The sequence below is a fragment of the Pseudoxanthomonas sp. PXM02 genome (assembly GCF_014851805.1).
Lineage (GTDB): Bacteria > Pseudomonadota > Gammaproteobacteria > Xanthomonadales > Xanthomonadaceae > Pseudoxanthomonas_A.
This window is the reverse complement of the sequence record NZ_JACVAK010000003.1, coordinates 282,466-297,649: the sequence shown is the minus strand read 5'-3', so window position 1 is coordinate 297,649 and position 15,184 is coordinate 282,466. Positions and strand designations below refer to the sequence as shown.

General features: G+C 66.2%; 11 protein-coding genes. 7 read left to right on the top strand and 4 right to left on the bottom strand.

All coding sequences use genetic code 11. The features are described 5' to 3' along the window. Nucleotides 1-37 precede the first annotated feature (37 nt). Entirely contained in the window at nucleotides 38-1,267 is a 1,230-nt protein-coding gene (locus IB225_RS15390) for a multifunctional CCA addition/repair protein (protein WP_192312135.1), read from the bottom strand. A 130-nt stretch (nucleotides 1,268-1,397) separates the two neighbouring features. Continuing rightward, the gene (locus tag IB225_RS15385; RefSeq protein WP_192312134.1) at nucleotides 1,398-3,359 is read right to left on the bottom strand and encodes a transglycosylase SLT domain-containing protein; all 1,962 of its coding nucleotides are present in this window, start codon (nucleotides 3,357-3,359) and stop codon (nucleotides 1,398-1,400) included. 87 nt (nucleotides 3,360-3,446) lie between these two features. Between IB225_RS15385 and IB225_RS15380 the strand changes: the two genes are divergently transcribed. From IB225_RS15380 to IB225_RS15350, 7 genes are all read left to right on the top strand, one after another. Continuing rightward, nucleotides 3,447-4,220 (top strand): sulfite exporter TauE/SafE family protein, encoded by a 774-nt coding sequence (locus tag IB225_RS15380; RefSeq protein WP_345776630.1) that lies wholly within the window; start codon nucleotides 3,447-3,449, stop codon nucleotides 4,218-4,220. Between the two features lie 207 nt (nucleotides 4,221-4,427). Next, complete coding sequence (locus tag IB225_RS15375) at nucleotides 4,428-7,268, top strand: TonB-dependent receptor (protein WP_192312132.1); 2,841 nt, start codon at nucleotides 4,428-4,430, stop codon at nucleotides 7,266-7,268. Nucleotides 7,269-7,684: 416 nt separating this feature from the next. Beyond that, nucleotides 7,685-9,748: a TonB-dependent siderophore receptor gene (locus IB225_RS15370; protein ID WP_225583908.1), complete on the top strand. Its 2,064-nt coding sequence runs from the start codon at nucleotides 7,685-7,687 to the stop codon at nucleotides 9,746-9,748. Between the two features lie 40 nt (nucleotides 9,749-9,788). After that, nucleotides 9,789-10,103, top strand: coding sequence for an iron uptake protein (locus IB225_RS15365; RefSeq protein ID WP_192312130.1), 315 nt, complete (start codon nucleotides 9,789-9,791; stop codon nucleotides 10,101-10,103). Between the two features lie 16 nt (nucleotides 10,104-10,119). Continuing rightward, nucleotides 10,120-11,790, top strand: a complete 1,671-nt coding sequence (locus IB225_RS15360) for a PepSY-associated TM helix domain-containing protein (protein WP_192312129.1) — start codon at nucleotides 10,120-10,122, stop codon at nucleotides 11,788-11,790. Nucleotides 11,791-11,794: 4 nt separating this feature from the next. After that, nucleotides 11,795-12,124, top strand: coding sequence for a DUF3325 domain-containing protein (locus IB225_RS15355; protein WP_225583904.1), 330 nt, complete (start codon nucleotides 11,795-11,797; stop codon nucleotides 12,122-12,124). An 84-nt stretch (nucleotides 12,125-12,208) separates the two neighbouring features. After that, a complete protein-coding gene (locus tag IB225_RS15350; protein WP_192312127.1) occupies nucleotides 12,209-13,558 on the top strand; it encodes an EAL domain-containing protein in 1,350 nt (449 codons plus the stop codon). Nucleotides 13,559-13,562: 4 nt separating this feature from the next. Here IB225_RS15350 and IB225_RS15345 read toward each other — a convergent pair whose 3' ends face one another. Together IB225_RS15345 and IB225_RS15340 are read right to left on the bottom strand one after the other, a co-directional pair. Beyond that, entirely contained in the window at nucleotides 13,563-14,333 is a 771-nt protein-coding gene (locus IB225_RS15345) for an endonuclease/exonuclease/phosphatase family protein (RefSeq protein WP_192312126.1), read from the bottom strand. A gap of 23 nt (nucleotides 14,334-14,356) precedes the next feature. Continuing rightward, complete coding sequence (locus IB225_RS15340; RefSeq protein ID WP_192312125.1) at nucleotides 14,357-15,172, bottom strand: thiol:disulfide interchange protein DsbA/DsbL; 816 nt, start codon at nucleotides 15,170-15,172, stop codon at nucleotides 14,357-14,359. Nucleotides 15,173-15,184 lie beyond the last annotated feature (12 nt).

Here is a 15,184-nt window from a genome sequence, read left to right as displayed (position 1 = left end):
ACGATACCCCGTGCGGGATCACGGCAGTGCGTGCGGATCAACCGCCGGTCTGACGGGCGCGATGCACCGCCGCCACGCGCGCGGCCTGTACCGCGGCCCCGATTTCCGGGCCGGTCATGCCGTCGCGGACGACGTCACGCGCACCGACCGCGCAGGCGGCCTCGTGCAGGCGGATCAACTCCCGGCCCTGCGGGTAGTCCGCTTCTTCGTTGCCGCCGCGGCCGCGCTTGTCCGCCTCGCAGACGGTCGCCAGCCATGGGATGCGTTCCGGCCGACGGAACGCGTCGCAACGGGCGAGCAGGTCGACCACGGTGGCATCGCGCAGCTCGGCAAGGCGGTGCACGTTGAGGTGTTCGCGGCAGGCCATCACCGCCAGTTCGCGATGATCGGCGGGCACCTTGAGCCGTTCGCACAACGCGATCACGGGTTTCACGCCGGCGTGTTCGTGGCCGATGTGCCTCGGCAGCACGTCGGCCGGCGTCAGCGCCTTGCCCAGGTCGTGCACCAGCGCAGCGAAGCCGATGAGTGCATCACCGGGCGCCAGGCGTGCCGCCATGTCGCTGACCATCTGCTGATGGATACCCGTGTCCACTTCCGGGTGGTACTCCGCGCGCTGCGGCACGCCGTACAGCGCGTCGACTTCGGGCAGCACCACGGCCAATGCATCGCAGGCGCGCAAGGTGGACAGGAAAGCCGACGGCGTCGCCGACGCCAGTGCGCGACGCAGCTCCTGCCAGACGCGCTCGGGGACCAGCGTGTCCAGCTCGCCACTGGCGACCATGTTCCGCATCAATGCCATGGTTTCCGGCGCGACCGTGAAGCCGAGCGACGCGAAGCGCGCCATGAAGCGCGCGGCACGCAAGACGCGCAGCGGGTCCTCGACGAAGGCGTCGCCCACATGGCGCAGCACGCGTGCGTCGATGTCGCGCGCGCCGCCGTAGGGATCGATCAGCCTACCGTCTTCGTCCTGCGCGATGGCGTTGAGGGTGAAGTCGCGACGCTGCAGGTCTTCCTCCAGCGTCACCGAAGGATCGGCATCGACGACGAAGCCGCGATAGCCGCGGCCGCTCTTGCGCTCGGTGCGCGCGAGGGCGTATTCCTCGCCGGTCTCCGGATGCAGGAGTACCGGAAAATCGCGACCCACCGCCTTGAAGCCGTCCGCCTCCATCTGCGCCTGGGTGGCGCCAACCACGACCCAGTCGCGATCGCCGGGCGCAAGGCCCAGCAATCGGTCACGCACCGCGCCGCCGACGAGATATGTTTTCATGGCCGCATGATGCCGGATAGGTCCCGCCAATGTCTGCGATGCGTGATGTGGGAGCGACGTGAGTCGCGAAGCGGGTACCCATGCCGCCATCGCGACTCACGTCGCTCCCACAAGAAAGCTGATCTTTGCTTCAGCTCTTCGGCATCTGCGCCGTCGGGCAGGTGAATGCCTTGCGCTTGGCCTGCACACGGCCCATCAGGCGGTCGCTGACCGGCAGTGCCGTGCCGTTGAGGCGCCAGTCGTAGATCACGCTGAAGGCAAGCACGCGTGCCACGTACTCGCGGGTCTCCTTGTAGCTGATCGTCTCGATCCAGATATCCGGATCGAAGCCCGGACGCTGCGACTGCCAGCGGGCGGTGGGCGCCGGGCCCGCGTTGTAGGCGGCGATGGCGACGTAGGGCACGCTGTACTTGTCCTCCATCTCGCGCAGGTACGCCGTACCGATGGCGATGTTGGTGTCCGCGTCGTACAGGCTCGCCGCACCTGCATACGGGATGCCCTGCCGCTGGGCAACGCCGGCTCCGGTGGAGGGCAGCACCTGCATCAGGCCCATCGCGTTCGCGCCCGAGCGTGCCTTCGGGTTGAAGATGCTCTCGGCGCGGATTTCCGCGGCGACCCAGGCCGGATCGATGTTCTGCTTCGCCGCTTCGCGCCGGATGGTGTCGCCGTGGTGCAACGGGAACCGCAACTGGTACAGGCGCTGTTCGTCAGGCTGCTTGCCCAGCGAGAACACCGCGCGATCGAACCAGCCGTTGTCCTGCGCCACTTCCACGGCGATGCGCCGCTGGGTGTCGTCGAAGCGCGACAGCGCGTCGTTCCACTCTGCCGTGGCCCAGCCCGGGCGTTCCAGCTGCCACAGCTCCATCGCGCGCACGATCGCGGGATCGCGTGCGATGGCTTGCTTCGCCGTCGAAGGATCGTTGGGGATCCAGGCGCACAGCGCGTACGGCTGCTCCAGGCGGTCGGCCGCCAGGAAGCCGTGGAAGGTCGGGCTGGACGCGGTTTCGCGGAACAGGCGCTGCGCACCGGCGCGATCGCCCGTCTTCTCGCTCATGCGCGCTTCGAAGTAGCGCCAGCGAGAATCGTTGCGCTGCGTCGGCGGCATCTTCTTCAGTGCAGCGAGCGCCGCTGGCCAATCGCCGCGCGACAGCGCCTCGCGCACGCGCCATTCGTGCAGGCGCTCGTCGTATGCCGACTCGGGCACGTTGCCCAGCCGGCGCGCGGAGTCCGGCCCATAGGAGGCGACCGTCCACAGCGCGATCTGGTACAGCACCTGGCCGCGTTCGGCTTCGCCCATGCCCAGTGCGTCCGCGTACTGCGGCAACAGGCGCTCTGCGGTGTCGGGATCGTTCTGTGCGAGTTTCGCCAGGCCGCGGGCCGCCATCCGCCGGCTGCGCTCGGTCCTGGGCCAGTTCATCGCGCGCGGATGGATCGCATCGATGAAAGCGGCATAGTCGTTGGCCAGCGCGGCCTCGTCGGCCGGCAGGCCGCGCGCCGCGCTGCGCATGACACCGGTCTGGCGCTCGGCAGCCGCGGCCTCGATGCGCTCCCAGCGCAGCGCCGGTGCCAGTGCGCCCTGGCTGGCCAGTACGTTGAACACCGGATCGCAGCCATCGGGCAAGGACTTGGCGCCCTTTCGCCAGATCGCCTGCGCCTGTTCCGTCCATGCCGCATCGGTGCGGCCGCTCGCCTGGCGCGCCTGCAACTGCGCGCATTGGAGCGCGATGCTGTCCGTCGGCTTCCAGGCGGCGAGGAAGGTCGTCCAGTCCTGGCGCCGGGCCAGTGATGCCAGCCACAGGTTGCGGAACTGGCTGGCGACGGCCTGGCCTTCATAGCGCGTGAGGAAAGCCTGCGCCTGCGTGTTCGACACCGCATCGGGATCGCGACGCAGGGCGGCGAACTCGATCCAGCCATACAGCGGGTGGCGGACCAGGGATGACGAGGCGGCGGCATCGAAGCGACCGGCTTCCGCCGCCGCGAGCGCATCGCGCACCGCAGGGCGCTGCGCGTCAAGCGACTGTGCATGCAGGACGGGTGCGGCACACAGGCCAGCGAACGCAGCGAGTACGATAACGGGAGAGAGACGGATCATGCCGGGACTATACCCAAGCCGCCTGAACCGACCCGTAGACAAGCCGTGGCAACGAGGTGGCGAGTGGAAGGTGTGTGGATTTTTCCCGTGCTTGGTGTACTGGCCGGTATTCTCGCGGGCCTGCTGGGCATCGGTGGTGGCCTGGTGCTGGTGGCTGCGCTCGCGTGGATCCTTCCCCTGCACGGCATTCCGAAAGAAGCGGCAATGCATGCGGCGTTGGCGAGTTCGTTGGCCAGCATCGTGTTGACGGCGACGTCGTCGGCGTATGCACACCATCGCCGTGGCAGCGTCCTGTGGCCCACGGTTGCATGGATGGTGCCGGGCCTCCTGCTGGGGGGCTGGCTCGGCAGCGGCCTGGCGGTGTATCTGGATGACGACATCCTGCGCTGGATCGTCGCGGGCTATTGCTTCATCGCGGGGGCGCAGATGGTGTTGGGTGGCAACGCGCATCCGGAGGGGCGAGGTGTGCCCGCGCCGCGCGGGCCGGTCATGAGCGCCGCCGGATCGTTGATCGGTGCCGTATCGGCTGTCGTCGGCATCGGCGGCGGCAGCATGACGGTGCCGCTGTTGGTGGCGCGAGGTGTCCAGCCGGTGCGCGCTGTGGGTACTTCCAGTGCGTGCGGCGTCGCCATCGGCATCGCCAGCGCATTCGGTTATGCCCTGCATGCGCCACCGGGTGCATTGCCGTCGCATGCGATCGGCTACATCTATCTGCCGGCGGCCATCGGCGTCGCGATTGCCTCGGTGCTCGCGGCGCCCTACGGCACCAAGCTCGCGCACCGGATCGGCGGCAAAGCGTTGAAGCGCGTGTTCGCCGTCTTCATGGTGGTCATGGGCATGGCCATCATCGCGAGTGGTTGATGATGGCTTCACGCGTTTAGCTGTTAACTCTCGTGAATATCGTGTGTAGAAACTTCGGGTAATCGTATTTAGTTGCGGATAATCGCCATTACCATCTTCAAAATGGTGACTTGTTTCCGTTGTCGCCGTTTTACCGATTCTTTACAACGAAGGACAAGCCGCTTTAGGCGTTTGCCGTGCGGCCCCACACCCTTTGGAGAGAGAATCATGAAAGTGCGCCGCCACACGCTGGCTTCGGCCATACGCATTGCCGTACTCCTCGCCCTGCCCGTCACCGCCGTGGCCCAGGAAGCCACCACGCTGGATACGCTCACCGTCACCGGCAGCCGCATCAAGCGAGCCGAGATGGAAGGCCGCGTTCCCGTGCAGACGCTGTCGCGCGAGGACATCGAACGCACGGGCATGACATCGATCGGCGAAATCCTGCAGGAGCTGACCGGCTCCGGTTCCGCGCTCAACACCAAGTTCAATTCTTCCGGCAACTTCGGCTTCTCGCCCAACGGCGACGGTGTGGGTGCGGGTTCGGCGCAGGTGGATCTGCGCAACCTTGGACCGAAGCGCGTGCTGGTGCTGGTCGATGGCATGCGCTGGGTCAACGAATCGTCCGCGTCGGGCGTCAGCGCGGCCGTGGATCTCAACACCATTCCGCTCGCGTTGGTTGAACGCATCGAAGTGCTGGAAGACGGCGCGTCCTCGCTGTACGGTTCGGACGCGATTGCGGGTGTGGTCAACATCATCACGCGCCGCAACTTCGACGGCGGCCAGGTCACGCTGAACTACGGCCAGTACGACAAGGGCGATGGGGAAATCACCGGCGCAGACTTCGCCTGGGGATTCGACAGCGACCGCAGCGACCTGTTTCTCAGCTTGAGCTACACCGAGCAGAAGGAAGTCAGTTCGGCAGACCGGCGCATCTCGGCAATCCCCATCCAGGGCGGCAGCTCACGTGTGCCCGGTGGCTTCTTCCGGTTCCGCGATCCCAATGGTGTGGAGTATCTGTTGACCTCGAATGCCGGGCAGACGAATCCCATCTACACGCCTGGCCTGCCGGACTGCGCCTCTGGCGTACCACGCACTGACGGCTTCCATTGCCTCGACCTTGGCACGGAGGCCTACAACTATGCGCCGTTCAACATGGTGATCACACCATCGAAGCGGATGGGTGTATTTGGCCAGTACCGGTTCGCCATCAGCGAACAACTGAACTTCTATGCAAAAGCGCTCTACAACCGGCGTGAATCGACCAACCGCGCCGCTCCCGAACCGATCGATCTGGGCCCCGGTGCGGGCAGCACCTACACGGCGAACCTGGTGATTCCTGCCAATCATCCTTTCAATCCGTTCGGTTTTGCGCTTGATGGCAACGAGGGAGGAAACCTGATCAGCTTCCGCCGCCGTCCCTATGAAGGCGGGCCACGCATCTTCGAACAGGAGGTCGACACGCGTTATGTCGCGGCGGGACTTGAAGGTTCGTTCGGCGGCGAGCGGCAATTCTTCTGGGACATCAACGCCGCGCACAGCAAGAATGAAGCGGAGCAGATCAATCGCGGCAGCTACAACGCGCGCAACATCGCCATTGCGCTCGGCGATCCCGCGGTGTGTGCAGCAACCAATGGCTGCACGCCGCTCGACATTTTCGGCTTCGACACCATCACGCCGGCGATGCTGGCCTACATCAGTCCGTTGTTCCGCGACCGCAGCGAGCAGAAGCTCACCCAGGTCACCGCCAACCTCAGTGGTGCGCTGTTCGAAGCGTGGGCGGGCGATATCGAGTTCGCCGCCGGCTACGAGTACCGCAAGTACGAAGGCAGCTACAACCCGGATCCGCAGACGGTGGCGGGCGAGTACAACGGCGTACCTTCCCTTCCGACATCGGGTGAGTACGACGTCAACGAGGCGTACCTCGAATTGAACGTGCCGTTGTACGCGCAGCAGGACGGTCCGGGCAGGTTCGACCTGAGCCTGGCAGGCCGGTACTCGGACTACTCCACGTTCGGCGGCGAGTTCACGCCCAAGTACGGCCTGCGCTGGCAGGTCGCGGAAGACCTGCTGCTGCGCGCGACGTACGCGGAAGGTTTCCGTGCGCCGTCGATCGGTGAGTTGTACGGCTCGCAGAGCCGCTTCGACGCGCAGCTCACCGATCCCTGCCTGGTGCAGCCCACTGCGCCCCCCGGCTCGGTCGCACCGGTTGCCTGTCCGGGCGTTCCTGTCGGTGCGCTCCAGAACGATCCGCAGATCCCGGTGCTGACGGGTGGCAACCCCGCATTGCAGCCGGAGACCGCGCGCAGCTTCAGTGCGGGATTGGTGTTCAGTCCGTCGTTCGCCGAGAACGTCACATGGTCGGACAAGCTGGACTTCGAAGTGACCTACTATCGTCATGACCTCGAGGGCCCGATCCAGGCCATCGATGCGCAGACGCAACTGAACCTGTGCGCCACCACGCAGGACCCGCAGTACTGCACCGGCATCAGTCGCCTCGCCTCGGGCGAGATCGACACGTTCGCCAATTTCCTGGTCAACCTCGGTTCGATCAAGACCGACGGCTGGGATGCGGACGTGTTCTGGACGCTGCCGGAAACCCGCGCTGGCCGTTTCAAGCTGAGCTGGCAGAACACGTTCGTGACCCGCTATGAGGCGCGTGGTGCCGGTGGCCAGGTGCAGCCTCAGGGTCCTGGCATCGTGGTGACCGACACCGCCATTCCGGAATGGACCTCCACCGCCACGCTCGACTGGAAGCAAGGAAACTGGAATGCCGCCTGGAGCGTCCGTCACCTGTCCGAGATGGAGGAGGCCTGCGCGGCGGTGGATACCGCGGCGTACTGCAGCAGCGCCACCACCAATACGCTGGCCGCGACCACGTACCACGACCTGCAGCTGGGCTACGACTTCGCCTGGTTCAAGGGCCTGCAGCTGACCGGGGGCGTCAACAACGTGTTCGACGAGGATCCGCCGGTCTGCACGTCCTGCTCCCTAAATGGCTACGAGGCCTCCACCTACGACATCCCGGGTGGCCGCTTTTTCTACGTGAGGGCAAACCTGCGGTTCTGATCCCCAGCGAGGGATCGACGAAGAAGCCGGCGAAAGCCGGCTTTTTTGTGTTCGACGGCGCCCTGATGCAAAGGGTTGTCCGGGCTGCCCAGCGAATCTGAACAGGAGAGCCGCGACGATCGGTCGCGGGCGCTACATTGCACGAAAACTTGAAAAATAAGACTCATTCGCATCTAATTTGCGGCTGAACGGAAGGGCCGGAGCGCCTGACGCCGTGATGTGCCGTCAACGTCCAGGCCATGCAGGCCGTATTGCGGGTTGACCACTTACCTCCCCCATCGTCCAGGTCCCCCATGCGTCGTCTGCTTCTGTCCCGCCCGTCGTCCGTTCTGATTCGCCCGTTGGCCGCACCGCGAAACCCTGGTCGTCTGTCGGCGGCCATCGGACTTGCGCTGCTCTGCGTGTCCGGGACGCTGTTGGCTGGCCCCCAAGAAGGGACGACTGCAACGCCGTCGGGTACCAGCGCCACCGATCTGGACGCGGTCCTCGTCGTAGGCCAGCGCGCCAATCGCGTCAGCAACGGTGCCACCAACCTGGACCTGGCCATCAAGGACACCCCGCAGTCCATCAGCGTTGTCAGCAACGAGCAGATGACGCAGTTCGGCACCGACAATCTCAACGACGCGCTGCGCCTGTCCACCGGCATCCAGGTGGAGGAGTGGGAAACCAACCGCACCAACTACCTGGCGCGCGGCTTCGAGATCAAGAGCACGCAGATCGATGGTGTGGGCATGCCGAACGACTGGGGCATCGCGACCGGCGCCATGGATGCGTTCGGCTACGAGAAGCTCGAAGTCATCCGCGGTGCCAATGGCCTGCTGACGGGTGTTGGCAATTCTGCCGGCACCATCAACTACGTACGCAAGCGTCCCACCAACGAAGCGCAGGGCGAGGTAGGCGTGAAGGTGGGGTCGTGGGGCAAGCGCCGCGTCGAGTTCGATTACTCCACGCCCTTTACCGAGACCGGCAGTTGGGCCGGCCGAGTGGTCTTCGCCCGCGAAGAGGGTGACTCGTACCTGCGCGATCTGGAAAACGAACGCACCTACGCCTACGCCGTGATCGACGGCCAGGTGGGCGAGAACGGTGCACTGGCGTTCGGCTACTCCTGGCAGCAGGCCGACACCACCGGCAACATGTGGGGCGCGCTGCCGTTCGTGAATATCGACGGCACGCAGCCGTCGTGGGACGTGGGCGCGTCGACCACGGTGGACTGGACCTACTGGAACACCAATACGCAGACGGCCTTCGTCGAGTACACGCACCAGTTGGGTGACGACTGGTTGCTGAAGGCAACCTACAACCACCGCAAGGGCGACAACGACGACGAGCTGTTCTTCGCCTATTCGTTCGCCGGCCTCGACCCCGTGACCGGCGTTGGCCTGCTGGGTTGGGCCTACAAGGGCCAGGACGAACTGACCTCCGACTTGGTGGACCTGACCGTCAATGGCCGCTTCGAGCTGTTCGGCCGCGAGCATGAAGCGATGTTCGGCATCAGCCACGCGGAGAGCGAGCAGCGCTACTGGTTCAATCCGGCGCCGGATGACTCGCTGGCGTTCGGCCCGCTGCCGGCATTCCCCTACGCGGGCGATGCCGTGCCGGAGCCAGCATGGGGTGCGCAGGTCGCCTCGAGCGCGTTCAATCAGCGGCTGAAGCGTGCCTTCGGTGCGACGCGCCTGGCGCTGACCGACGACCTCAAGGCGATCGTCGGCGTGAACTACGCGGAATACCATCGCGACGGTAACAACGATGGCGTGCCCTTCGCCGAAACCGAAAGCAACACCAGCCCGTACGCCGGCCTGACCTACGACTTCACCGACAACCTCCTCGGTTACGTCAGCTATTCGGACATCTACCAGCCCCAGGACCAGCGCGACTTCGATGGCTTCTACCTGGCGCCGTCCAAAGGCGTGAACTACGAGGTCGGCGTGAAGGCGGAGTGGTTGGACAAGCGTCTGCTGACGACGCTGGCCTACTTCAACGCCGAGCAGGATGGGCTGGCGACGTTCGCAGGCTACAACAACGAGACCTTGTTGAACTACTACGTCCCGCTGGACGTGGAATCGAAAGGCTGGGAATTCGAAGCCACGGGCAAGCTCAACGAGTACACCGACCTCGTATTCGGTTACACGCACCTGAAGATGGACGGCGAAGAGGGCGCGTTGACCTACAACTGGGTGCCGCGCCGTACCGCGAACCTGATGCTCAGCGCGCGCTTGCCGAGCTACGAAGCGTTCTCGTTCGGCATCGGCGGTCGCTGGCAGAGCGCCATCTCCAACGTTGAGAGTTACAGCGGGCAGACCGTGCGCCAGGGCAGCTATGCCGTGCTCAACGCGTTCGCGGCATGGGATTTCCTGGAGAATGCGACCCTGCGTGCGAACGTTGGTAACCTGACCGACGAGAAGTACATCAACACGCTGTACCAGATTGGCTACTACGGCGCGCCGCGCCATTGGTCGCTGAGCTTGGAATACCGGTTCTGATGTCGTCCCGCAGCGTCCTGTCCTGGTAGCCGTCGCCACCATGTCCACGATCACATCTTCGACCACGTCCCGTTCGTCGCGCCTCAGTGTCGCGTCCCGCATCGCCGCCGCGATCTTCGGCGGCTATGGTTTCGCCTGGGGCATCGTGGCGGCGGGGGCCAGCCTGATGTTTGCCGCTGGCATGGATTTCCACGATGCCGAGTTCCTCGCCAGCCTGCTGGGCGTGCTGGCGTTCCTGGTGGTGTTCCTGTGGGCGTTCGCGGCGCGTCGCCTGTGGGTAGTCTGGACGGTACTGGCCGGTGGCGGCGCGGTGCTGGCGGCCACCGGCTCGTTCGTGCAGTCGCTGCTGGTATGAGGCGGAGGACGTCACCATGATGCAGAGCTTCCGCCAGGCGATGGCCTGGCTCCATACCTGGTTCGGTCTGGTCCTGGGCTTCGTGCTGATGGCCGCGTTCTTCTTCGGTGCGCTGTCGGTGTTCGACCGCGAGATCGATCGCTGGGCCATTCCGTCCACGCGCTTCGAGCCGCAGCCGATGCCGTCGTACGAGAAGATCCTTCGACCGGCATTCGAGCGCATGCAACCGTTGCCGGCGACCATCGACGCGATGCGTCCACGCGTGAACGGTCCGATGCCGGAGCACTTCGATACGGTGGTCAGCTGGAGTGCGTACACCACTCACCGTGACCCGGTGCTGCAGCTGTTCGCCGGCTACGAAGTGCCCAACGCGAAGGACCCGGAAGAAGCCATCTGGGCCGACATCACCATCGACCCGCGCGATGGCACGCCGCTTCCCAATGACCGCCTGAAGGTCGGCAGCGGATTCTTCTATCCGATGCACTACGGCCTGACCCTGGACTGGAAGAACCTGGGCATCTGGATCGTCGGTTTCTCGGCGCTGATGATGCTGGTGGCGCTGGTCACCGGCGTGGTGATGCATCGCAAGATCTTCCGCGAGTTCTTCACCTTCCGCCCAGGCAAGGGCGGCTTGCGCAGCGTGCTGGACCTGCACAACCTGACCGGTGTGGTCGCGCTGCCATTCCACTTCTTCTTCGCCTTCACCGGCCTGCTGATCTTCGCGGCGGCGTACTACTTCCCGCTTGGCCACACCCAGTTGCACGAACTGCACGATATGCATGCGGAAGTCGAGGCGAGGGAAACCGGCCTGCCGCACGAGCGTGCGGGCGTGCCGGCGGGGCTGGCTAACGTCGATGCGATGGTGGCCGACGCGCAGCGCCGCTGGGAAGCCAATGACAAAGCGGGTGATGTCGGATTCCTGGTGCTGCAGCACGTGGGCGATGCGAATGGCTACGTCAGCGTCTATCGCGCCGGTACGGATCGCATCGCGCTGGTCGGTGACGGCATCCACTTCAAGGCATCGACGGGCGAGCTGATCCGCGAAGATCCGGCGCCGACGACGACGGGCCGCGTGGCGGAATTCCTCACCGGTCTCCATCTCCAGCACTTCCGTCACTGGCTGCTGCGCTGGATGTACGTGCTGGGCGGATTGCTCGGTGCCGTGTGCATCGCCACGGGTTTTCTGTTCTTCGTCGAGAAGCGTAAGCGGCAGCATGCGAAGCAGGGACAGCAGGGCGCGCGCGTGGTCGATGCGCTGGCCGTGACCACCGTGACCGGCATGGTGCTGGCGGCGCTCGGCATCCTGATCGCGAACCGGCTGCTGCCCGAAGCCCTGCCCGCACGCGGCGACTGGGAACGCTACGCCTTCTGGGGCACGTGGTCGCTGGCGCTGCTGCATGCGGCATGGCGTAGTGCGCCAGTTGCCCGCGGGCTGGCCAACCCGGCATGGCGTGAGCAGTGCGCAATGATTGCCGTGCTGGCCGTGAGCGCCGTGCTGTTGAACTGGATCACTACCGGTGACCACCTGCTGCGCACGATCGGCGCGGGCTACTGGCCGGTCGCAGGCGTCGACCTGACGCTGCTCGTCGGTGGCCTGATCGCCGCATGCACCGCGGTCACGCTGAAGCGCCGGGCCATCCTGTCGTCGACATCACCGGTGACGCGTGCGGAGACGACGCATGCATGAGTCCATGACCGCGCCGCTCCTGCTGCTCGCGGCGCTGCTTGCCAGCGTGGCCGGCATGGGGTGGCTGGCGTTGTCGATGCCGATCCACGCGCAACAGGTGTGGGGCGCTGCGTTGTCGGCCGGCACGGTGCGGGTGCTGCGCGTTGTCGGCGCGCTGGCGCTGGCTGCGGCACTGGTGCTGTGCCTGGCCGTGGACCACGCCACCATGGCCAGCCTGGTGTGGGTGATGGGCCTGACCGCTGCGGCGGTGTGCGTGGCGATGACCCTCTCCTGGCGGCCGCACTGGTTGCGGTGGCTGGCGCCCTGGGTAAGCGCGCGCACCGCGGATCGCTGAGGCGCCAAACCTGCGCCTACCGCGGCCATGCCGTGACTTCCCCTCTCGCAGGAGTACGATGCGACGGGGGAGGATGCCTATCGAATGGATGCGCCCGTCGACAATTCGCAGGCCGCGGGGTGGCCCGGCGTGATGGAGCACCGGCGTCGTCGCCGGGCTTTCCACCTGCTGTTGGCGACCGGGATCATCATGGCGCTGGTGGGGCTGGGATGGGGGGCGTTCTTCGCGTGGCGCGGTGAATGGGCCGTGGCGGCCATGGAACTGGCCATGGCGACGCTGGGCGTTGGCGTGATCGTCATGGCGCGCCTGCGACGCACGCGCGCGGCGTCGTGGGTGGCCTTCATCGGCCTGGCCAGCGTGCTGTGCTTCTTCTCCGCATTCCTGGATGTGCCGACGGCACAGGTGCCCAGGACGAGCCATGTCTTCCTGCTGGTACTCGCGCTGTGTGCCCACCACGTATTCCGCGATGAGAAGTCGTGGCTGCGCTACGGACTGGTGGTCGTGTTGATGGCCATGTTCATGGTGTTTGCGGCGACGCCCGTGATGACGCCATCGCCGCTGGCGATCTCCGAAGACGTTAGGCGCGTCGGCATCTGGATCAACCTGGCGACGGCGGTCGCCAGCCTGCTGGTGGTGCTGCGCCTGGCCGACACCGACATCGCCCAGCATCGCGCGCTGCATCGCGCGTTGCGGGATGCGCTGTCGCAGCGCCGCTTCGTGCTGTTCTACCAGCCTCAGGTCGACACAGAAGGCCGGGTCGTCGGGGCGGAAGCGCTGCTGCGATGGCGTGATGCGAAGGGTGGCCTGTTGCGTCCGGCCGACTTCATGCAGGCGGCAGAAGACACGGGCTTCATCCTGCCGCTGGGGCATTGGGTCCTGCAGGAAGCCTGCCGGCAACTGGCGACGTGGCAATCACAACCGGCGCAGCGCCACCTGCGCCTGTCGGTGAACATCAGCGCGTTGCAGTTGCGGCAGCCGGACTTCGTGCAGCAGGTGGGCGACGTGATCCTGCGCAGCGGTGTCAGCGCGGAGCAGCTGACCCTGGAGCTCACCGAGAGCGTGCTGGTGCACGACATGGAGGACGCCGTCGGCAAGATGCGCGCGCTTCATGCGATGGGCGTGCGACTGTCGCTCGACGACTTCGGTGCGGGTTACTCCTCGCTGTCCTACCTGCGGGAGCTGCCGTTCGCCGAAATGAAGATCGATCGCGCATTCACCCGTGGCATCGTGCGCGATACGCATGCGGCCAGTATCAGTCGCAACCTGCTGCAACTGGGACGGGACCTGGGCATCGACGTGATTGCCGAAGGCGTCGAGCAGGAGGACCAGTTCGCGCTGCTGGGCGAGCAGGGCTGCGGATTGTTCCAGGGCTACCTGTTCGGGCGCCCGATGGAGGTCGACGCGTTCAACCAGCGTCTCCTCGCTGCGCCGTGAGCCGTCAGCGCAGTGCGCTGTCCGGCACGTCGATGTCCATCGCCAGCGCCAGATGGTCCGAGTTGGCCGCGGGCATGGCGCGGGCGTTGTCTCCGCGCAGGCCTTCGCTGAGCAGGATGTGGTCGATCGCGCGCTGTGGGCGCCAGCTGGGGAACGTGGGCACGCAGAACGCCGGCGGCCGCAGGCGGGTGCGCTTGTAGAGCAGCTCCATCTCCGGCGTATCCGGCACGCAGTTGAAGTCGCCCATCAGCACCGCGTGGGGATGGTCCGACAGCAGTTCGCCGATGAAAGCCAGTTGCGAACGTCGCGAGTTGGCACCCAGCGACAGGTGCGCCACGGCGACGGTCAGGCCTTCGTCGCCATCGCCGAAGCGCGCCATCAGCACGCCGCGGCCGCCGATGCGGCCGGGCAGGCTGTGGTCGGTCACTTCCACCGGTTCCAGCCTGCTGAGCAGGCCGTTCGCGCTGCCGGCGACGCGGGCGACGTTGCGGTTGGGCTGGTGCGTCCAGTAGTCGAAGCCGGCGCGCTCGGCCAGGTAGTGCGTCTGGTTGGTGAAGCCCGAGCGCAGGCTGCCGGGGTCGGCCTCCTGCAGGCCGACGATGTCGTGCTCGCCGGCCAGTTGCGCGATCGCATCCAGGCTGCCGCGCTTGTTGCCCGCCGGCAGCGCGTGCGACCAGCTGCGGGTCACGTAGTCGCTATAGCGGCGGGTGCTGGAGCCTGCCTGGATGTTGGCGCTGAGCAGGCGCAGCCGCCGCGTGGCGGGGGAACCGGTCATGGAAGTGGGGGCTTCCGTGGACTTCAGCGCTGCGCGCGTTCCGTCGCGATCAGGTGATCGGCGATGCGCAGCACGTCGGCGTAGGTCTGGCCGCCGGTGATGCGGTACTTGCCGTTGACGATGATCGTCGGGGTGCCTTCCACGCCGGTGTTCTTGGCGAACTGCATGCCGCGCGCGATCTGCGAGTTGGTGCCGAAGCTGTTCATCAGCGACACGAACTCCTTCGCATCCACGCCGTACTGCGAATACCACTGCGCGATCTGCGCGGGGTCCGCCGGCGGCTGGCCTTCGCCCGGCAGCGTGCGCTGCAGGTGGATGGCGCTGAACACCGCGTCATGGGTCTTGTCGACCAGGCCCTTCGCCTGCGCCGCGTAGAACGCCTTGCCGTACGGCGCCCAGACGGTGCCGAACACGACCGGCACATAGGACACGCGCACGTCGGCGGGCTGCTTCTTCTTCCACGCAGCGATCTCGGGTGCGAAGCGCGCGCACGCGGGGCAGACATAGCCGAACACCTCGACCACTTCGACCTGGCCGTTGAGCGGCGCGTACGGCTGGCCGTTCGGGATCACGACGTAGTCCTTGCCCTCCACCGGTGCCGGACCCTGCGGCGGCAGGATCGGGTTGGTGTTGGCGGCGGCATCCGCGCTTTCTGCCGGAGTGGCCGGAGCCGCGTCAGCGGGGGCTGCCGATGCATCCGTGGCGGGCGTGGTGGTGGCGTCAGGGGTCGTCGCCGCAGGCGCTTCGGCGGTCGGCGTGGTGTCGGTGGACGGCTTCGGGCCACAGGCGGCCAGCAGCGGCAACAGCAGGGACAGCATCAGGACGTGGCGGGATTTCATCGCGCGGACTCC

Bases quoted from the DNA above. Each gene is read 5' to 3' on its own strand.
- IB225_RS15360 (WP_192312129.1), top strand. From the start codon at position 10,120: ATGATGCAGAGCTTCCGCCAGGCGATGGCCTGGCTCCATACCTGGTTC.
- IB225_RS15365 (WP_192312130.1), top strand. From the start codon at position 9,789: ATGTCCACGATCACATCTTCGACCACGTCCCGTTCGTCGCGCCTCAGT.
- IB225_RS15385 (WP_192312134.1), bottom strand. From the start codon at position 3,359: ATGATCCGTCTCTCTCCCGTTATCGTACTCGCTGCGTTCGCTGGCCTG.
- IB225_RS15375 (WP_192312132.1), top strand. From the start codon at position 4,428: ATGAAAGTGCGCCGCCACACGCTGGCTTCGGCCATACGCATTGCCGTA.
- IB225_RS15350 (WP_192312127.1), top strand. From the start codon at position 12,209: ATGGATGCGCCCGTCGACAATTCGCAGGCCGCGGGGTGGCCCGGCGTG.
- IB225_RS15345 (WP_192312126.1), bottom strand. From the start codon at position 14,333: ATGACCGGTTCCCCCGCCACGCGGCGGCTGCGCCTGCTCAGCGCCAAC.
- IB225_RS15390 (WP_192312135.1), bottom strand. From the start codon at position 1,267: ATGAAAACATATCTCGTCGGCGGCGCGGTGCGTGACCGATTGCTGGGC.
- IB225_RS15340 (WP_192312125.1), bottom strand. From the start codon at position 15,172: ATGAAATCCCGCCACGTCCTGATGCTGTCCCTGCTGTTGCCGCTGCTG.
- IB225_RS15355 (WP_225583904.1), top strand. From the start codon at position 11,795: ATGACCGCGCCGCTCCTGCTGCTCGCGGCGCTGCTTGCCAGCGTGGCC.